Annotated in this window: 11 protein-coding genes and 1 pseudogene; 4 read left to right on the plus strand and 8 right to left on the minus strand. The window is 55.1% G+C overall.

All coding sequences use genetic code 11. The features are described from left to right. Window positions 1–20 precede the first annotated feature (20 nt). Complete coding sequence (gene pepN / locus ABLV11_RS11270) at window positions 21–2,636, minus strand: aminopeptidase N (RefSeq protein ID WP_196550985.1); 2,616 nt, start codon at window positions 2,634–2,636, stop codon at window positions 21–23. Window positions 2,637–2,963: 327 nt separating this feature from the next. Between pepN and pncB the strand changes: the two genes are divergently transcribed. The 4 genes from pncB to ABLV11_RS11290 all read left to right on the plus strand — a co-directional run bounded on the left by pncB (window position 2,964) and on the right by ABLV11_RS11290 (window position 8,927). Continuing rightward, a complete protein-coding gene (gene pncB, locus ABLV11_RS11275) occupies window positions 2,964–4,166 on the plus strand; it encodes a nicotinate phosphoribosyltransferase (protein WP_004100738.1) in 1,203 nt (400 codons plus the stop codon). A 313-nt stretch (window positions 4,167–4,479) separates the two neighbouring features. Next, window positions 4,480–5,880: an asparagine--tRNA ligase gene (asnS, locus tag ABLV11_RS11280; RefSeq protein ID WP_004100736.1), complete on the plus strand. Its 1,401-nt coding sequence runs from the start codon at window positions 4,480–4,482 to the stop codon at window positions 5,878–5,880. Between the two features lie 589 nt (window positions 5,881–6,469). Then, window positions 6,470–7,549, plus strand: coding sequence for a porin (locus ABLV11_RS11285; RefSeq protein ID WP_004100735.1), 1,080 nt, complete (start codon window positions 6,470–6,472; stop codon window positions 7,547–7,549). Between the two features lie 187 nt (window positions 7,550–7,736). Continuing rightward, the gene (locus ABLV11_RS11290) at window positions 7,737–8,927 is read left to right on the plus strand and encodes an amino acid aminotransferase (RefSeq protein WP_004100734.1); all 1,191 of its coding nucleotides are present in this window, start codon (window positions 7,737–7,739) and stop codon (window positions 8,925–8,927) included. A gap of 66 nt (window positions 8,928–8,993) precedes the next feature. Here the strand turns inward: ABLV11_RS11290 and ABLV11_RS11295 are convergent, their stop codons facing one another. The 7 genes and pseudogenes from ABLV11_RS11295 to cmoM all read right to left on the minus strand — a co-directional run bounded on the left by ABLV11_RS11295 (window position 8,994) and on the right by cmoM (window position 19,723). Continuing rightward, complete coding sequence (locus ABLV11_RS11295; protein ID WP_105890001.1) at window positions 8,994–9,641, minus strand: MBL fold metallo-hydrolase; 648 nt, start codon at window positions 9,639–9,641, stop codon at window positions 8,994–8,996. Between the two features lie 13 nt (window positions 9,642–9,654). Beyond that, window positions 9,655–10,206, minus strand: a complete 552-nt coding sequence (locus tag ABLV11_RS11300) for a YcbK family protein (RefSeq protein ID WP_064345263.1) — start codon at window positions 10,204–10,206, stop codon at window positions 9,655–9,657. A gap of 301 nt (window positions 10,207–10,507) precedes the next feature. Continuing rightward, the gene (ldtD, locus tag ABLV11_RS11305; protein ID WP_348855313.1) at window positions 10,508–12,301 is read right to left on the minus strand and encodes a L,D-transpeptidase; all 1,794 of its coding nucleotides are present in this window, start codon (window positions 12,299–12,301) and stop codon (window positions 10,508–10,510) included. 183 nt (window positions 12,302–12,484) lie between these two features. Further along, window positions 12,485–16,933, minus strand: a complete 4,449-nt coding sequence (gene mukB, locus ABLV11_RS11310) for a chromosome partition protein MukB (RefSeq protein WP_348855314.1) — start codon at window positions 16,931–16,933, stop codon at window positions 12,485–12,487. After that, window positions 16,933–17,637 carry a chromosome partition protein MukE gene (gene mukE / locus ABLV11_RS11315; RefSeq protein ID WP_004100725.1) on the minus strand — a complete coding sequence of 235 codons (705 nt, stop codon included), beginning with the start codon at window positions 17,635–17,637 and terminating at the stop codon, window positions 16,933–16,935. Before mukE ends, mukB begins: the two co-directional genes overlap by 1 nt. After that, window positions 17,618–18,940: a chromosome partition protein MukF gene (gene mukF, locus ABLV11_RS11320; RefSeq protein ID WP_004111885.1), complete on the minus strand. Its 1,323-nt coding sequence runs from the start codon at window positions 18,938–18,940 to the stop codon at window positions 17,618–17,620. The genes mukE and mukF overlap by 20 nt, the downstream gene beginning before the upstream one ends. Beyond that, a pseudogene (gene cmoM / locus ABLV11_RS11325) lies at window positions 18,937–19,723 on the minus strand (tRNA uridine 5-oxyacetic acid(34) methyltransferase CmoM). The gene mukF and the pseudogene cmoM overlap by 4 nt, the downstream one beginning before the upstream one ends. Window positions 19,724–19,787 lie beyond the last annotated feature (64 nt).

Raw genomic sequence — 19,787 nt, forward strand, 5'->3', positions numbered from 1 at the left:
GGTTTGGACTCGTGCGGGCGTTATGCCAGCGCTTTACTGATTTTCTCGAACAGATCCCCGGAAAGATTCTCCAGACCTTTCAGCTGCTCAAGCGCCCCGCGCATCAGCGCCTGACGCTTGTTATCATAGCGTTTCAGACGAATCAGCGGTTCAATCAGACGCGACGCAACCTGTGGATTACGGCTGTTCAGTTCAGTGAGCATTTCCACCAGGAACTGATAGCCGCTGCCGTCTTCGGCATGGAACGCCGCCGGGTTGCTGCCGGCAAAAGCGCCGATTAGAGAACGGACGCGGTTCGGGTTACTCATGCTGAACGAACGATGATTCAGCAGGCCGCGAACCGTCTGCAGGACGTTATCGGCCGGGCTAGTTGACTGCAGGATAAACCATTTATCCATCACCAGGCCGTCCTGATGCCATTTATCATCATACTCCTGCATCAATGCATCACGGCACGGCAGCTGGGCAGCGACTGCCGCCGCCAGCGCCGCCAGCGCGTCGGTCATGTTGTCCGCATGGTGATACTGCGCGCTAACCAGTTTATCCGCCAGCTCCGCGTCGCCAAACGCCAGATAGCGCAGGCAGGTGTTACGCAGAGAACGCTTGCCGATATCGGCATGCTCAACGCGGTAGCTGTCAAGCTTGTTGGCGTTGTAAATCACCAGGAACTCGTCTGCCAGCTCTTTCGCCAGCGTACGGGTCAGCGCTTCACGCACCGCGGCGATAGCTAGCGGATCGATAATCGCAAACAGCTCAGCAATTTCATTCGCCGAAGGCAGCGTCAGGATCTCCGCCGCCAGCGCCGGATCGATCTTCTCATCCAGCAGGATGGCGCGGAAAGCATCGGCTACGTGGATCGGCAGCGACAGCGGTTGCCCCTGCTGGTGGCGGTTAACGTTGAGTTTGATATAGGTTGCCAGCAGGCTCTGCGCCGCGTCCCAGCGGGAAAAATCATTACGCGCGTGGCGCATCAGGAAAGTCAGCTGCTGATCGCTCCATTTGTACTCCAGCTTCACCGGGGCAGAGAACTCGCATAGCAGCGCCGGTACCGGCTGGAAGTAGACATTATCGAAAACAAAAGTCTGCTCCGCCTGGGTCATGTTCAGCACATGATGCACCGGGTGACCGCCCTTCTGCAGCGGGATGACTTTGCCTTCGTTGTCGTAGAGTTCGATATCGAACGGAATATGCAACGGCAGCTTCTCAGCCTGCTCAGCGGTCGGCGGCGTGCGCTGGCTGATGGTCAGCGTGTACTGCTCCGTTTCTGGATTGTAGTCATCATGGACGGTAACGATCGGCGTCCCGGACTGACTATACCAGCGGCGGAAGTGGGATAGATCAACGTTCGAAGCGTCTTCCATCGCCTGGACAAAATCATCGCAGGTCGCGGCGCTGCCGTCATGGCGTTCAAAGTACAGCTGCATTCCTTTCTGGAAATTCTCTTCGCCCAGCAGCGTATGCAGCATGCGGATCACCTCAGCGCCCTTCTCATACACCGTCAGGGTGTAGAAGTTGTTCATCTCGATAACCTTATCCGGCCGAATCGGATGCGCCATCGGGCTGGCATCTTCAGCGAACTGCAGACCGCGCATAGTACGCACGTTATTAATGCGGTTGACCGCACGTGAGCCGAGATCGGAACTGAACTCCTGATCGCGGAAAACGGTCAGGCCTTCTTTCAGGCTGAGCTGGAACCAGTCGCGACAGGTTACGCGGTTACCGGTCCAGTTATGGAAATATTCGTGGCCAATGACGCGCTCGATATCCAGATAGTCTTTATCGGTCGCGGTATCGGTGCGCGCCAGCACGTATTTAGAGTTAAAGACGTTAAGCCCTTTGTTCTCCATGGCGCCCATGTTGAAGAAGTCAACGGCGACAATCATATAGATATCAAGATCGTACTCGAGGCCAAAGCGGGTTTCGTCCCATTTCATTGAGTTTTGCAGCGAAGTCATCGCCCATGGAGCGCGATCGAGGTTGCCGCGGTCTACATACAGCTCCAGCGCAACCTCACGTCCCGAACGAGTTTTGAAAGTATCGCGCAGGACGTCGAAATCACCGGCCACCAGCGCAAACAGGTAGCACGGTTTGGGGAACGGATCCTGCCACTGAACCCAGTGGCGACCATTCTCCAGCTCCCCCTGGGCTACGCGGTTACCGTTGGAGAGCAGGAACGGGTATTTGGCCTTGTCGGCGATAATTTTGGTAGTGAAGCGCGCCAGCACGTCCGGACGGTCAAGGTACCAGGTAATATGGCGAAAACCTTCCGCTTCGCATTGGGTACACAGCGCTTCGCCGGACTGATACAGCCCTTCCAGCGCGGTATTGGCCGCCGGGCTGATTTCATTGACGATAGTAAGGGTGAAATGTTCCGGCAATCCGCCGATCGCCAGCTGGTTATTTTCTTCCTTATAGTCGCTCCACGGCTGACCATTAACCAGCAGAGAAACCAACGTCAGGTCTTCGCCATCCAGACGCAATGGCACATCAGACGCAGCCGCGTGGCGGGAGACCTTGCTCTCAGCCGTAACAACGGTTTTCGCGGCATCCAGGTCAAAGGTCAAATCGATATCGCTAATCAGATACTCCGGCGCACGATAGTCGTGGCGGTATTTGGCTTGGGGCTGTTGTGTCATAAAAAACCTTTAGCATGTCCTGTAAAGTGTCGACTCAGTCTATTCCTGTTGCGCAAATCTCGCTATGCAGAATCTTCATCTTTTCAATGCTAAACATGAAAATTGCTACATTCTGATAACACCAGAGGCACGAAATGCGCTCGACCAGGCGCAAAGCTTGTGGTGTGATGCGTGTTCAATATATTAAACTAGGCCTCGCAAATGACCGTTAGCGTCGCCATCAGCCGTCGCCGCGGGACAGAGTCGGGTATTACAGGTATACTCCGCCTCCTTTTACCGCTTTGGTTTTGATGGAAACGCTCCAGTGAGAGGATGCTACTGCGCACCATGACCCAATTCACTTCTCCTGTACTGCATTCGCTGCTTGATACGGATGCCTACAAGCTGCATATGCAGCAGGCTGTCTTCCACCGCTACAATGATGTACAGGTTGCGGCGGAGTTCCGCTGCCGCGGGGACGATCTGCTCGGCATCTACGCCGATGCGATTCGCGAGCAGGTTGAGACGATGCGCGACCTGAGGCTGCAGGACGATGAATATCACTGGTTGTCGAGCCTGCCCTTCTTTGCGCCAGATTATCTCGACTGGCTACGCGGCTTCCGCTACGATCCGCGCCAGGTTACCGTCACTAATGACAACGGTAAGCTGAATATTCGCCTGTCCGGGCCATGGCTTGAAGTCATCATGTGGGAGGTTCCGCTGCTGGCGGTGATAAGCGAGCTGGTGCACCACTACCGCTCGCCGGAAATCACCGTGACGACAGCGCTGAATACCCTTGAACATAAGCTGTCCGACTTTAACCGTCTCACCGCTGATGTCGATATGTCCGGCTTCCGCCTGATGGATTTCGGTACTCGCCGCCGCTTCTCACGCGAGGTGCAGCAGGCCATTGTTCAGCGTCTGCAGCAGGAGCCGTGGTTCACCGGCACCAGCAACTACGATCTGGCGCGTCGGCTTAACCTGACGCCAATGGGAACCCAGGCGCACGAATGGTTCCAGGCGCACCAGCAGATCAGCCCGAACCTGGCCAGCAGCCAGCGCGCGGCCCTCGCGGCCTGGCTGGAAGAGTATCCCGATCGGTTAGGTATCGCACTGACTGACTGCATCACGATGGACGCTTTCCTGCGCGATTTCGGGCCGGAATTTGCAACCCGCTATCAGGGGCTGCGCCACGACTCCGGCGACCCGGTAGAATGGGGCGAGAAGGCTATTGCCCATTACAAGAAGCTGGGCATCGATCCGCTGAGCAAAGTGCTGGTATTTTCTGATAATCTCGACCTGGCGAAAGCGGTCGATCTTTATCGCCACTTCTCCTCACGGGTCAATCTGAGCTTCGGTATCGGCACACGTTTAACCTGCGATATTCCCCAGGTTAAGCCGCTGAATATTGTTATTAAGCTGGTGGAGTGCAACGGCAAGCCGGTAGCGAAACTTTCCGATAGCCCGGGTAAAACGATTTGCCACGATAAAGCCTTCGTGCGCGCCCTGCGTAAAGCCTTCGATCTGCCGCCGGTCAAAAAAGCCAGCTAACACTATGCGAAAAAATGCGTCCGTAAAACCGGACGCATTTTTATTATCATCCCCCTTTCCGTTCAGAAAAGTGTTTCATATTCACCGCCCTGTTTTCATTGCGAAATGCCCTGCGCGGGATAAAGGCAATGCTCAAAACTCTCTTAATATCAGGCTCTCCCGTCGTAAAGGAGACAATCTCCTTATTTATTTCCTAAAACACCCCTTTCTTGCGCGAAATCTACTTGTCTGATGGAAGATGACAGGTAACATAGATATCCCCCTGTCGAAGGGGTATACAGATTTTTCTATTGGACTAACAAGAGAGACTATTATGAGCGTTGTGCCTGTAGCCGACGTACTCCAGGGCCGCGTTGCCGTTGACAGCGAAGTCACCGTGCGCGGATGGGTGCGTACCCGCCGAGATTCTAAAGCTGGCTTTTCTTTCCTCGCCGTCTATGACGGTTCCTGCTTTGATCCTGTACAGGCCGTTATTAGTAATTCTCTTCCCAATTACAATCAGGAAGTGCTGCGCCTGACCACCGGCTGTTCAGTCATCGTGACCGGTAAAGTCGTGGAATCCCAGGGTCAGGGCCAGAGCTTTGAGATTCAGGCCAGTCATGTTGAAGTAAGCGGCTGGGTAGACGATCCGGAAACTTATCCGATGGCGGCTAAACGCCATAGCATTGAATACCTGCGTGAAGTTGCCCACCTGCGCCCGCGCACCAACCTGATTGGCGCCGTGGCGCGCGTTCGCCATACCCTGGCGCAGGCGCTGCACCGCTTCTTTGACGAACAGGGTTTCTTCTGGGTTTCTACCCCGCTGATTACCGCTTCCGATACCGAAGGCGCGGGCGAGATGTTCCGCGTTTCCACGTTGGATCTGGAAAACCTGCCGCGCAACGATCAGGGCAAAGTCGATTTCGATAAGGACTTCTTTGGTAAAGAGTCATTCCTGACCGTTTCTGGCCAGCTGAACGGCGAAACCTACGCCTGCGCGCTATCCAAAATCTACACCTTCGGCCCAACCTTCCGTGCGGAAAACTCCAACACCACCCGCCACCTGGCAGAGTTCTGGATGCTGGAGCCGGAAGTCGCCTTTGCTAATCTGAACGATGTGGCAGGTCTGGCGGAAGCGATGCTGAAGTACGTTTTCAAAGCCGTTCTGGAAGAGCGGGCAGATGACATGCAGTTCTTTGCCGAACGCGTTGATAAAGATGCGATCGATCGTCTGCAACGTTTCGTTTCCGCGGATTTCGCTCAGGTGGATTACACTGACGCGGTCACCATTCTGGAAAATTGCGGTAAGCAGTTCGAAAACCCGGTGTACTGGGGCGTGGATCTCTCCTCCGAGCACGAACGCTATCTGGCGGAAGAGCATTTTAAAGCGCCGGTAGTCGTAAAAAACTACCCGAAAGAGATCAAGGCGTTCTATATGCGCCTTAACGAAGACGGGAAGACCGTCGCCGCAATGGACGTTCTGGCGCCGGGTATCGGTGAAATTATTGGCGGCTCCCAGCGTGAAGAACGCCTGGACGTACTTGACGCGCGCATGGCGGAAATGGGTCTTAATAAAGAAGACTACTGGTGGTACCGCGACCTGCGCCGTTACGGCACCGTGCCGCACTCCGGTTTTGGTCTGGGCTTCGAGCGTCTGATTGCCTACGTGACCGGCGTACAGAACGTTCGTGACGTGATTCCGTTCCCGCGCACTCCACGTAACGCCACATTCTGATTTTTTTGTTATCTCACGCAAAGGTCGGCGCAAGCCGGCCTTTTTTTATGTCAATTTACGTTAATGAATTTCAGGAAATTTAAACATCAACCCGCGATATTCATAAATATGTTACGCACTATTTCGCTCATACCTGAAGTTACAAACCGCACTTAATGTCCAAAAATCGTCAAACCTGCTGATTATATTGCTCACTATTTAACCAACCACCGCACATCTTGCAACGACAAGATCTGAATAAAAAAAAAGCAAAAAGCAGCTGTAAAATGCGCAACCCCTCTGTTATCTAAATTAATCATAATTAATTCATATAGATATATAAAGAGAGCTGATTTTGTCAGCGAACAGGGACGGAATGTTGATAGAGTTCACAAAGTTCCCAAAAATACACATTTAGTTACATAGAATTTCCTTTTGTTACTCATATGCGATATTGGTAGCATTTTCAGGCTAGCGAAACGTTGTTCTGAATGGAAAGATGCCTCCAGACACCAAACTATCATCAATAGTTCCGTAAATTTTTATTGACGAAACGTATTGGCGGCAGTGGCAAGTGTTCATAAAAAAATATAAATGAGGGTAATAAATAATGATGAAGCGCAAAATTCTGGCAGCGGTAATTCCTGCCCTGCTGGTAGCCGGTGCAGCTAACGCTGCAGAAATCTATAACAAAAACGGCAATAAACTCGACTTTTACGGAAAAATGGTTGGCGAGCACGTCTGGACCACTAACGGTGACACCAGCAGCGACGACACCACCTACGCCCGTATCGGCCTGAAAGGCGAAACCCAGATCAACGATCAGCTGACCGGTTACGGCCAGTGGGAATACAACATGGATGCGTCCAACGTTGAAGGCTCCCAGACCACGAAAACCCGTCTGGCTTTCGCTGGCTTAAAAGCCGGTGAATACGGTTCATTCGACTACGGTCGTAACTACGGCGCCATCTACGACGTTGAAGCGGCGACCGATATGCTGGTTGAATGGGGCGGCGACGGCTGGACCAACACCGACAACTTCATGACCGCGCGTACCAACGGCGTTGCGACCTACCGTAACTCTGATTTCTTCGGTCTGGTTGATGGCCTGAGCTTTGCGCTGCAGTACCAGGGTAAAAACAAAGAACGCGCTGTGAAGAAACAAAACGGCGACGGCTTCAGCACCGCGGCTACCTACGCGTTTGATAACGGTGTAGCGCTGTCCGCTGGTTATGCTAACTCCAGCCGCAGCGGCGACCAGAAAGCAGACCGTCAGGGCGAAAAAGCTGAAGCATGGGCAACCTCCGCTAAGTATGATGCGAACAACATCTACGCTGCAGTCATGTACTCTCAGACCTACAACATGACTCCGGAAAACGAAGGCAACTATTTCGCTAACAAAACTCAGAACTTTGAAGCCGTTGTTCAGTATCAGTTCGACTTCGGCCTGCGTCCGTCCATCGGCTACGTACAGACTAAAGGTAAAGACCTGCGCTCCCGTGCTGGCTTCTCCGGCGGCGATGCTGACCTGGTTAAATACGTCGAAGTGGGTACCTGGTACTACTTCAACAAAAACATGAACGTCTACGCTGCGTATAAATTCAACCAGCTGGACGACAACGACTACACCCGTGCTGCGAAAGTCGCGACCGATGATCAGGCAGCGGTTGGTATCGTTTACCAGTTCTAATTTGCAGTACACCCCTTCGTGATATGCCTAAAAAGCAGGACTTCGGTCCTGCTTTTCTGCGTTCCTGAGAGGAAGATCGTAACTTTTAAAAACCTTCTCGCTTTTTGTCGCAAACGGTTGGCAATTAACATAACTCCCGTTAACCTGATAGCGGATTTCCCTTCAGTAATCACAATGGAACCTCGTCATGTTTGAGAACATTACCGCCGCCCCTGCCGACCCAATTCTGGGCCTGGCCGATCTGTTTCGTGCCGATGACCGCCCAACAAAAATTAATCTTGGAATTGGTGTTTATAAAGATGAAACGGGTAAAACACCGGTCCTGACTAGCGTGAAGAAAGCAGAACAGTATCTGCTGGAAAATGAAACCACCAAAAATTACCTGGGTATTGATGGTATTCCAGAGTTTGGTCGCTGCACCCAGGAGCTGCTGTTTGGGAAAGGCAGCGCAATTATCAATGATAAACGCGCTCGTACCGCCCAGACTCCCGGTGGTACAGGCGGCCTGCGCGTCGCCGCTGATTTTCTGGCGAAGAATACCGACGTTAAACGTATTTGGGTGAGCAACCCAAGCTGGCCGAACCATAAAAGCGTGTTCAATTCAGCCGGACTCGACGTTCGCGAATATACCTACTACGATGCCGCAAACCACAAACTCGACTTCGATGGACTGCTGGCCAGCCTGAACGAAGCGCAGGCCGGTGACGTGGTTCTGTTCCACGGCTGCTGCCACAACCCAACCGGTATCGATCCAACGCTGGAACAGTGGCAACAGCTGGCGCAGCTCTCCGTAGAGAAAGGCTGGCTGCCGCTGTTTGACTTTGCCTACCAGGGCTTTGCCCGTGGCCTGGAAGAGGACGCTGAAGGCCTGCGCGCTTTCGCCGCGCTGCATAAAGAGCTGCTGGTAGCCAGCTCCTACTCGAAAAACTTCGGCCTGTATAACGAACGCGTAGGCGCCTGCACGCTGGTTGCCGCTGACCAGGAAACGGTAGACCGCGCCTTCAGCCAGATGAAGTCCGTTATCCGCGCAAACTACTCTAACCCGCCGGCTCACGGCGCCTCGGTAGTGGCGACCATTCTCAGCAATGACGCACTGCGCGCCATCTGGGAACAAGAGTTAACCGACATGCGCCAACGCATCCAGCGCATGCGTCTGCTGTTCGTTAATACCCTGCAGGAAAAAGGCGCCAGCCGCGATTTCTCTTTCATCATTCAGCAAAACGGGATGTTCTCGTTTAGCGGCCTGACCAAAGAGCAGGTCCTGCGGTTACGCGAAGAGTTTGCGATTTACGCCGTGGCATCCGGGCGTATTAACGTCGCGGGCATGACGCCAGACAATATGGCGCCGCTATGCGAAGCGATTGTTGCCGTACTGTAAGCCCGCTCTGTAGCAAAAGCAAAAGGCCGCATTCGCGGCCTTTTCATCTATTTTCTTCCGGCAAATTTACCAGACAGGCATCTCATCCTGCAGGAATGGGTTATGCAGACGCTCATACCCAAGCGTCGACGTAGGGCCATGGCCAGGAATAAACGATACGTCATCGCCCAACGGCAAGAGTTTGCGTTTAATCGCATCGATCAGCTGGCTATGGTCGCCACGAGGGAAATCGCTACGCCCCACCCCACCTTTGAATATGACATCGCCAGAAATCAGCAGTCGGGAAGCGGCATCGAAGAAGACCACGTGCCCTGGAGTATGACCGGGACAGTGCAACACCTGCAGAGAGACGTTCCCCACGCTGACTACATCGCCTTCGTTCAACCAGCGATCCGGCTGCAGCGGCTGGCAATCTTCCAGACCAAACATCCGGCTCTGCGCCGGTAATCCTTCCAGCCAGAACTCATCTTCTTTTTCCGGCCCGATAATCGGCACGCCATAATGTTGCGCCAGCTCCGCCGCCGCACCAACGTGATCGAGATGGCCATGCGTCAGCAGAATTTGCATCAGGCTGACGCCTGCCGCGGTAACTTCCTGTTTAATTCGCTCAGCATCACCGCCGGGATCCACCAGCGCCGCCAGCCTGGTTTGTTCGCACCAGATTAAAGAACAGTTCTGCGCGAACGCGGTAACCGGAATAATACGATAGTTCATGAGGCTCCTTTCGTTACCAGTGCCGTACCGGCCCGGTATCAATATGCACAAAGTTGCTACGTGGGTAGTATCCTACACCACCTGTACGCATAGATAACGCGGCTTTGCGAACATTGCTTAACGAAACGCCTTCAATATGGAAATCCATGGCCTGGCCTTTGGTGTGGTAGCTGTGTTTCGCTACTCCCCGGCTGCGCGCGCGAAGCTCATTATTGGTATCAACAGAGCGATAACCGGAAATAAGCTGGACAGGCTTGTTCGTACCAAGTAATCCCTGCAGACGATAGAGTTGATCGAACAAACCGGGATCGATGGACTTAATCTTATTCGCGCGATAGTCGCGGAAAAAATGATTAAGTCTTGCTAATTCATCCTGAATATAGCCTCTGCCATCGAAAAACTCCGCCTTGAGTGATTCACCAGTATGCAGGTTGTTCAGCGTCAAAATACGCGGTCGTGGGGTCGAGAGGGTGGCAAATGCCGGCGCAGGCAGAATGGCAGCAGCACCGAGCGCGGCTCCACCTAACGCCAGCAGTTTGCGGCGATTAGCGTCAAATTTGTCCATGATAATCAGGTCTACAGGTAAATGAATCGTAATATACTTTTCCCGCAATCCGCCCGTTAGCCGCCAGCATACGCTCGTTCTCCGGCGGCTAATCGATATCAGCGACGAAGACCTGGCTTGCTCACCACCATTACGCTTTTGCAGGATTATATGTATATGCACTTCTGGCGCACGAAAGGCACCTTACCGGGCATTATTGCCAACGTCAAGGCAGCCTCCCCCCAGTAAACTCGGGCCTTGCAGACTGCAAGACCCGTTTTCACACACAGATAGGACAACCGAATCCGTTGAACTACTTCATTTATCTGATTAATTGTTCAGCTTTAGGCAGGATTTGTGCGCTGGATCGCGCGGTGAGATCGTAATTGTAAATATCTGTTCGATATTGTGTACGTCCATCAGCCCCGACAAAGGCGGTCAAATAATAGAGATTAACCGGGATATTCTGACGAATATTCACATAGCGGGTATTTCCCTGCTTGAGGGCATCCGAAATACGCGCGTCGTTCCAGCCCGCGTCCTGCAACAGCATATTCGCCAGCTCTGAAGCTTTATTCACCCGCACACATCCAGAGCTCAGCGCTCGCCCATCCCGTTGGAACAGAGTGTGATTTGGCGTGTCGTGCAAATATATGGCATCTGAGCTTGGCATATTAAATTTATAGCGCCCCAGCGAATTACGCGCGCCGGGAGCCTGCTGGAAGCGGAACGGCAGATTCGATGCGGTTATCGTCTCCCAGTCCACCTGATAAGGATCGATGGCCTCTTTGCTGTTCCAGCCGCGCATCATCGTATAGCCGTGTTGTTCAAGATAGCCGGGGTTATTGCGCACCTTCGGCAGGATATCTTTGCGCGCCAGCGTCGGCGGCACGTTCCACGGCGGGTTGACCACCACATTGTTTAGGGCACTGCTCATCATCGGCGTTTTGCGGTCCGGGCGGCCAACGATAACCCGTGATGCCAGCACCTCGCTGCCATCCTGGTAATAAACCAGCGAAAAGGCTGGAATATTAACCATAATACCGGTCGCAAGATTACCCGGCAGCAGACGCAAACGCTGGATATTTAAGGCCAGCACGCCGGCGCGCTGCGCGGGAGAGACGTTGAGCCAGTCGCGGGTCGCCTGACCGATCACGCCATCAGCGCCCAGCCCCTGCCACGCCTGAAAGCGCTTAACGCCTTCAACCAACTGGCGATCGTAAACGCCGCGGCCGCTGTTTTTAGCCTTTTTCCCGGCGGATGGGCTCACCACGTCATCGCCCGGCAGGGCAATTTTCGCCGAGTCATCGAGCATACCGGTGCGCTGTAAAATTTCCCTGAGCGCACCGGCATCATTGCTCCACTCCCCGGGACGTAGCGAGGTCTTACCGGTGAGCTGCGGCCACGGACGCGAATCGGCAACCTGCGCCAGTAGCGCCTGATGCATTGCGGCATACTGCGGATGCTGCGGCGCCAGGCCCGCAATGAACTGCGGCAGCGAACCGCTATCCAGCGCCACCTGCCACTGATTAACCACCGATAGCGGCGGTGTCGACATGGCATACGGTTTGGTGCCATACAGCCAGCGGTTGCCCTGAGTGGGAATACCACTAATAAAATGCAGATAGCCCATCATGGCGTCAGACAAAACAACATCCCGCGCCAGACCGTTCACCGCCGGGTCGGTTAACAGCTCAACCCAGGTGGTGAACTGCGGCTGAAAACCGGCAATAGCGACTTCAGCCAGCTGCTGCTGAAACGCCTGCACCGCCTCACGGTTATCCCACATCGGCTTCATATCCCTGGCCGCATACAGCGAGACCAGCGGATTCATAAAGACGGGTTGATAACCGGACGGCAGTACCGCCTCAATATCGGCACGGCTTTTCGCCGCCGCATCGGCAGGTAGCGCCTGCTCGCCAGCCATTTTGGCAACCGCCGCAGACTGGTTTGCGCTTTGGCTGAGTGCGGAAGAGAGCTCGCTGATGGTGGCTGAGCTATCCGATGGTACAATTTCAGGCTCTTCGGCCTGGACATTGAACAGTGGAGCGAATGCAAAAGCCAGGCCCAGACTGAGCGCTGACAATTGACGACCATACCGTTTCTTAAGCAACATCCCTTGCCCCCTGTTAACACATTGCTGCCCGCTAAAATGGGGCTTACTTTCAGTATATGAAGACGAAAACGCTTTTGCCTTCCCAAATGTAAAGAAGTTAAAAGATTATACAATCCTAAAATACAGGTACGGATAACAAAAAGGGCGACATCATGTCGCCCTTTGGCTACTTATTGTACAACCTTATGAAGCATTAGCCGTTCCCGGCAGCGTTTCAGGCAGCTGCGGCGCGAAGCCACGCAGACCTACTACATGCACATGCTCGTGATTGTTCACCACTTTACGCACCAGTTTGTAGGTGGTGCCTTTTTCCGGGCTGATATTTTCCGGCGCTGCGATAATCAGCTGCATCTCCAGTCGATCGCACAGTTCGAACAGCGTGGCGATAGAACGGGCATCCAGACGCGCGGCTTCATCGAGGAACAGCAGGCGGCACGGCGAAATATCCTTGCCGCGCAGGCGCATGGATTCATCTTCCCAGCTCTGCACCACCATAACAAGAATCGACATCCCGGTACCGATAGCTTCACCGGTCGATAGCGCACCGGATTCAGCGCGCAGCCAGCCGTCGGAACCGCGGTTAACTTCCACTTCCATCTCCAGATAGTTGCGGTAGTCCAGCAGCTCTTCACCAATGGTCTGCGGCGTACGCTGCCCCATATCAATTTGCGGATTCAGGCGCTGATACAGCTTCGCCAGCGCTTCCGAGAAGGTCAGACGATTGCTGTTGAACAAATCCTGATGCTGTTCATGCTGCTCGGACAGCACGTCCAGCAGCATCGAGTGGGTTTCCCGCACGTTGACGTTCAGCCGCACGCTGTTGACCTGGCCGAAGGAGACGCTCTGCAGCCCCTGGTTGAGCATGCGAATACGGTTCTGCTCGCGCTGGATTGTCTTGCGGATGATGTTGGCCACGCTGCGAGAGCTGATGGCCAGCTTCTGCTCGCGGTTGGTCAGCTCTTCCGTCAGTCGACTGAGTTCAATCTCCATCTGCTCAATCGCTTCCACCGGATCGTCGGTACGGATAATATCCTGGCGGATACGCTCGCGCAGATGCTGATAAACGGCGACAAAGAACTGGATTTTGCGTTCCGGGCGTTTCGGATCTTCCGAAATACGCAGCACATCGCGCAGATGTTCGTTATCAGAGACCGCCAGACGCAGCGCCCCGAGCGCCTTATCCGACATTGAGCGCAGCTCATCAGCAGAAAGGTAGGCCAGCTCGCGGCGATGCAGACGACGCTCCACGCCGTTGTCTTTCACCAGGCGCATGACCGCGCACCAGCCGGCTTTGGCGCTGACCACCTGTTCGCGCATTTCGCAGTAATCACGCTCCAGCTTGCGCAGCCTGCGGGTCAGGTTATCCATTTCCGCTTCGCAGAAGGTCAAGGCTTTTTCAAGCTGGTTACGCCGCGCGCGGTTGTTGCTGAGCTGAGCATGAAGCTCATCGCGACGCAAACGGGCGCGCTCTTCGGCGCCGGCGTCGGCGCGTACGCCAATATCCTGAAGCTCTTTATGCAGATCGTTGAGCAGCTCTTTTTTGGTGTCGTAGGAGCTTTTCAGCGATGCCAGCACCTGGTTGTACTGATTGAGCTGCGCGGCGTGGGTACGCAGCGCTTCGCGGGTGCGGGCGCGCTCCGCTTCCGCCTGTTCCAGGCGCTGGCGCAGCTTCTCGTTCAGATCGCTATTACCGCTGAGCATCTCTGCGGAATCAGAGTAGCTAAAGTGGGCGCGGCGCTGCACGACTTCGGTCAGCGCAAACGCCTGCTGACGCGCATCGCGCTGAGTCTGCTGCGAGTACGCGTAATCTTCTTTTAGCTGTTCAAACTGCTCCGGATCGCTCTGCAGAACGGAAACGATCGGTTCCAGCTTAGCCAGCTGGTTACCATACTGCTGCACAAAGCGCGCGGCCTCCTGCGCTTCGTCGAGCCGCTCCTGGATTTCATCGACGCGATCGGCCAGCGAGTCGTCGGCCAGCAGATTCAGACGTGGCAACAAGCGGTTGAGCGCGGATACCCCCTCTTTCGCCTGCTCATACTGCACCCGGTTCTGCTGGTTATCGCTCTCATGGGCGGTCAGCGCCCGCTCCAGCTCGCCGCGACGAGTATTCAGTTTGCGGATTTCTTCTTCCGGGTCGTCCTCAAAGGCCACCGCCAGATGGTTACCGATAAAGCGGCTGAACGCCTGGTGGAGGCGCTGGGTTTTCTGCACATCAAACGACAGGGTCGCAAAACGCTCGGAGAGGCTTTCACGCTCGGCGTGCAGCGTTTCAACGCGGCTTTCACGCGCGGCGCGGCCAAACAGCGGCAGCGTCGGGAAGCGTGAATAGCGCCACTGACGATCGGCAATCTTAACGACAACGGCTTTTTCCAGCTCATCGACGCTAAATACGCTGTCATCAAACGACTGCGGATCGCCCTCGATCAGGTAGAGATCTTCGGGGCAATCTTCAAGGCCTTCCAGCTGCCCGGCAATCAGCGACAGATCCGGTACCACAATAGCGTGGCGGGAAGGGCCGTACAGCGCCGAGTAATACGGCGCATCATCGAGGCTAACGTCATCATAGATTTCCGACAGCAGTACGCCGCCAAAGCGTTCCGCCAGCGCGTTCAGGCGCTGATCTTCTGAACCACCCGGCTGGCTAAGGCGCTCGATTTCATCATCGATTGCGCGCTTACGGGCGCCAACTTCGTCGCGCTCTACGATAGCTTCGCGTTCACGCTCCAGCAGTTGCTGGAGATATTCGGTGACTTCCTGGCTCGACTCAAACTGCTCTCCGCTCTGTTCGCACAGCTGATTGAGGCTGTTCTGCGCCGCCAGCCAGATGGGCGCGCGGCGCATCAGCGTTTGCGTCCGCGTCTGCAGCTGTTCCAGCTCCTGACGCAGGGTCATCCGCCGTTCGCTGGCGGAGGAAACGCTGTCGGAAAGCGAGGCTATGCGGGCTTCCAGCTCCTGATGCAGGGCTTCCAGTTCGTCGATATCGTAACGTTTGCCCTGACGCTTACAGAATTCGTTCAGCTGGCGTTCAGCATCCTGCTGTTCACGCAGACGCTGTTCAAGTTCCGTCAGGCGACTGCGCAACCCGTGCGCCTGCTCTGCCTGGTGGCGTTGATTAACGCCTTCGCGCAGCAGCTCGCGCGCCACGTCCCAGGCTTCATTACGCGCCAGCGGACCGTTGATCTCCACCACCAGCTGGTATGCCTGTTCAAACTGGCTATGCGCAGTTTGCGCCACGCTCATTTTCTGTTCCAGCGACAGCATTTTCTCCGTCGCTTCCTGCTCTTTCGCCTGGAAAGTTTCCAGCCACTCGTCGGCGCTCTCCGGGGTTAAATCCGGCAGATGGCAAAGCGCTTTTGCTCTTTCCAGCGCCTGCAGCGCCTGGTTGTACTGAATCGCACGGGTCTGCTGCACGTCCAGCGCCTGCTGGTAGTCGGCAAGCTGGTTTTTCAGTTCATCCACTTCCAGCTCGGCGGCTTCGGCGCGGGCTTCGTTCTCTTCCTGCTGGTCAACCGCTTCCGCAACGACTTCATTTTGCTCTTCGAGGCGAATCTGCAGTTCATCAAGATCCGCCTCATAGCGCTCGATTTTTTCCTGCTGGCGCAGAGCGGTCTGCACCAGGTTCAGATGGTCGCTGGCGGCCTGATAATCGGCTTCCAGATCGCCTTCCGCGCCGTTATGTTCCTGCAGCTCGCGGGCCATATCGACGTGCTTATACTGTTCAGCCGCGAGCTGAGCGCGGGAGCTGAACAGATCGCGGCGATACTCCAGCGCTTTGTCGAGATGAATGCGTCGCTCGTTTGCGTGGCGCATATAGTCGGCGGCAACGTAGTTGGTGGCTTCGCTGATCAGATGTTTGAACAGGTCGCGATCCGACTGCGTTACGCGGATCGCTTCCAGGGTCATGCGGTTTTCACGCAGCGCCGCTTCCATATCCTGGAATGCTTTACGCACGCCGCTGTTTTCCGGCAGCAGGTAGTCGCGCAGCGAGCGGGTAATGGTGCTTGAAATGCCGCCGTACAGCGACGCTTCGATCAGGCGATAGTACTTGCTACGGTCGGAAGCTGAACGCAGGCGGCGAGCCACCACGCCCAGATCGAACATCAGCGAGTGATACTCGGTAATAGAGTTAAACTGCTTGAACTGTACCCCTTCCATCGCTTCGAGCTTATCTTTCAGCTCGTTGAGCGTCACCACGCGTGCCTGGCGCTCGTTAAGGGTTTCGGTCAGCAGCTGAGTCGGCTGGATGGAGGTAGGCAACCCCTGAATCGCAAAAGGCTTGATATCAACTTTACGATCGCGACCGGCGACCTGCTGTAAGCGAACGCCAACCACCACGCGCTGGTGGCGAGAGTTAATGACGTCCAGCACCGAGTAACAGACGCCTGCGCGCAGCTTACCGTGAAGCCCTTTATCTCGCGAGCCGCTGGTGGCCCCGGCTTCCGTAGTATTACGGAAATGCAGCAGCGTCAGGTCGGGGATCAGCGCGGTGACGAAGGCCGCCATGGTCGTGGATTTACCGGCGCCGTTACCGCCGGAAAGCGTGGTCACTAATTCATCAAGATCAAAGGTGCGGGCAAAAAAGCCGTTCCAGTTAACCAGCGTCAGCGAGCGAAATTTACCGCGTTCAATCATTACTCTTCCTCCCCGCTATCCGGCTGATTCTCTTCATTCTCATCATTAAGCTGCAGACGATTTTCCAGCGCCATGGCTTCACCGTCACGGATCATACGCAGCTGCGCTTCGCGCGGGTCGTCACCGGCGCGCACGTCGGCGCCGAAGCGAAACACCGATTCGGTGATGCGGAATTTGCTGCTGTCGTGGCCCATAAACCACACCATGCCGAGGCGGCGCAGCCGGTTGAGCGAAGCGCGCATTTTTTCCTGCAGCTTCTGGCGGTCAAGGTCGGAGCCGGTCGAACGGTTATTGACCAGCTTCAGCAGCTTGGCTTCGTCCGCCAGGGTCAGCAGCTCGTCGTAAAGCTCCTGCTGGGTGAAGATGCCTTCATTCGCCAGGCGCTCCGGACTGAGGTAGAGATAGCAAAGAATTTTGCCCACCATCATATCCAGCTCGGAGAGCACCGAGCGCGGGATCAGCGTGGTCGAGCGCGGGCGTAGATAGAAAAACCCCTCCGGCGCGCGAATCAGCTCGACGTTGTAGCGAGCATAAAACTCTTCCAGGTAATCCTGAAAATCCATTAAAAATGCGTGATTATCCAGCTCGTCAAGGCCGATATGACGGCCCGCGCGCAGGGCGCTATCCAGCGCCGGAAATAACGGATTAGCCAACGCTTGCGCCAGTTTAACCGGCATCACTTGTTCAATATTTGTCGATGACATGCGCCTGTACCTTGGCTCCGTAATCATTAATCGGCTGCCATTTTGCCGGCAGTCCGGTGAAATCTGCTTGCGCTACGCCCAAACGTACCGCCTGGTCGACAACAATACGCGCGACGTCAAAGTGGCGAGCGCGCGGATACTGCGACAGATATTCGCGTACCACCAGACCAAGATCCAGCGGCAGTCCCTTCTCTTTATAGACCGCCAGCTGACCTTCAATCAGCGCTGCCAGCTGTTCGCGAATTTCGTTAAACTCTTCGTACTCCAGATCCGCCGGAAGTTCTCCGGTAACCTCTTCATCATGCAGCGCCATCTCTTCATCGCGCATATCAAGCAGACGATCGGCATTCGCATGGGTGAGCGCCCAGGGAGCGTCGAAGTAAGTCTGGACCGACTGGCGTAAACGCTGCGCGAAGACGCGGTTTTTATCCATATCGATAGCGGTACGGATAAATTTATGCACGTGGCGATCGTAACCGATCCACAGGTCTATCGCCTGCTGACCCCAGCTGACGATGCGGTCCAGCTTGCTTTGCAGGTCGAACACCAGACGATCGATAAAATTCAGATCGTCGCGCGCCATGGTCGAGTCCTGGATACGCAGCAGGTTTGCCTGCAGCTTATCGCCCGCCGCATCCAGAGTATCCTGCAGCTCGCGCAGGGTGCCGGACGTTTCCGACAGCAGCAGCTCGCAGCTGGAAATCGCCGCCCGCCAGTCTTTATTCAGCAACTGGGCAATATCATCTTTCACCAGCTGCTGCTGCTCATCCATGATCCGCTGGGTCAGATCGATACTGTCAAAAATTTCCGCAACCGAGTACTTCAGGGGAGCGAAAACGTTACGATGCCAGTGGAACTCATCGCCGCCCTCTTCTGCCGAGTCGGCGGCGCGCTTGAGTTCGCCGGCAACGATGGAGAGCTGCATCGACAGGCGCAGGGTGGAGAACTCGCGCTGACGAATATAGTAATCGGTGATCCCGATGCCCAGCGGCGTCAGGCGATAAATAGCGTTACCCTCGGTGATTTCGCTGGTAAAGCGGTTCAGCAGACGCTGGCGCACCATATCGTTAATGGCATTATTGGCGCGCTGGCTGATGGTTTCGCTGGTCTGCTCAAACGCATCACTGACGTGGCGGAACGCGTCCACCAGTTCTCCCTCGGTCATTTCCCCTTCCATCCGCTCGCCGTTCAGCGTGGCAATCGCCAGCAGAAAAGAGAGTCTGTCGACCGGCAGCGAAATAGAAAAATCATTTTTCCTGGCCCAGGCAACCAGTTCGGGGACTGTCTGGGAAAATTCACTCATAGTTTATCCTTGCATCTGCGGCTTAAGCGCGGTGACGTGAATATAACGGCCTAAGCTAATATACGGCTCCTGGCGACAGTAGCGCGTTTCCAGCTCCAGCAGCGCCGCAAATTTGTCGTGCTGTTGGTGTTTTTCACGCAGATAATCATGAAACACCCGCACGCCGGTCTTACCGGTAATCTGCCAGCCAATCTCTTCCAGCCAGCCGTAAACCTGCTGCGGATCGCGCGGATAGTCCGGCGACAGCGTGCGTTTTTTCTTTTTCGGCATGCCGATTTGCACATAGTCCAGATTGCCGGCGACCATATTGTGCATCAACAGGCCGTTAGCATTGTAGAACATCAGCGATAACGCGCCGCCGGGGCGCAGCATCGACCACAGCGTACGCAACATCGCCTGTGGTTCGGCTACCCATTCCAGCACCGCATGAAACAGTATCAGATCGACCGGACTTTCCAAATGCTGCTCAATATCCTGAGCCGCGCATTGTACAAAATGCATGTTGTCGATCACACCTTTATCGGCAGCCGCCTGCCTGGCGCGAGCCACCATTTCACCAGAGAGATCGCATAACGTGACGTGATGGCCCATTTCCGCCACTTTGATCGCCGTTTGCCCTTCGCCGCCGCCCGCGTCAAGAACTCGCAATGGCCCAGGCCCCATCTGGTTCAGCAGCGGTTGTAGATCCTGCCAGAGGATCGCCTGCCGCAGCTGGCCTTTGGTGGTGCCGTATATATTGCGCGAAAACTTTTCAGCAATATCATCGAAATTACGATCCTGCACGGGTGACTCCACAAGCCAACACAAAGCCGCTATTTTGTCATACCCGCGCGGAGAATGAAGCGAT

Source organism: Klebsiella sp. GW_Kp181 (assembly GCF_040062315.1).
Classification (GTDB): Bacteria; Pseudomonadota; Gammaproteobacteria; order Enterobacterales; family Enterobacteriaceae; genus Klebsiella; species Klebsiella oxytoca.

Coding starts and splice junctions, on each gene's coding strand:
- pncB (WP_004100738.1), top strand. CDS start 2,964: ATGACCCAATTCACTTCTCCTGTACTGCATTCGCTGCTTGATACGGAT.
- asnS (WP_004100736.1), top strand. CDS start 4,480: ATGAGCGTTGTGCCTGTAGCCGACGTACTCCAGGGCCGCGTTGCCGTT.
- ABLV11_RS11300 (WP_064345263.1), bottom strand. CDS start 10,206: ATGGACAAATTTGACGCTAATCGCCGCAAACTGCTGGCGTTAGGTGGA.
- ABLV11_RS11290 (WP_004100734.1), top strand. CDS start 7,737: ATGTTTGAGAACATTACCGCCGCCCCTGCCGACCCAATTCTGGGCCTG.
- mukB (WP_348855314.1), bottom strand. CDS start 16,933: ATGATTGAACGCGGTAAATTTCGCTCGCTGACGCTGGTTAACTGGAAC.
- mukE (WP_004100725.1), bottom strand. CDS start 17,637: ATGTCATCGACAAATATTGAACAAGTGATGCCGGTTAAACTGGCGCAA.
- pepN (WP_196550985.1), bottom strand. CDS start 2,636: ATGACACAACAGCCCCAAGCCAAATACCGCCACGACTATCGTGCGCCG.
- ABLV11_RS11295 (WP_105890001.1), bottom strand. CDS start 9,641: ATGAACTATCGTATTATTCCGGTTACCGCGTTCGCGCAGAACTGTTCT.
- ldtD (WP_348855313.1), bottom strand. CDS start 12,301: ATGTTGCTTAAGAAACGGTATGGTCGTCAATTGTCAGCGCTCAGTCTG.
- mukF (WP_004111885.1), bottom strand. CDS start 18,940: ATGAGTGAATTTTCCCAGACAGTCCCCGAACTGGTTGCCTGGGCCAGG.
- ABLV11_RS11285 (WP_004100735.1), top strand. CDS start 6,470: ATGATGAAGCGCAAAATTCTGGCAGCGGTAATTCCTGCCCTGCTGGTA.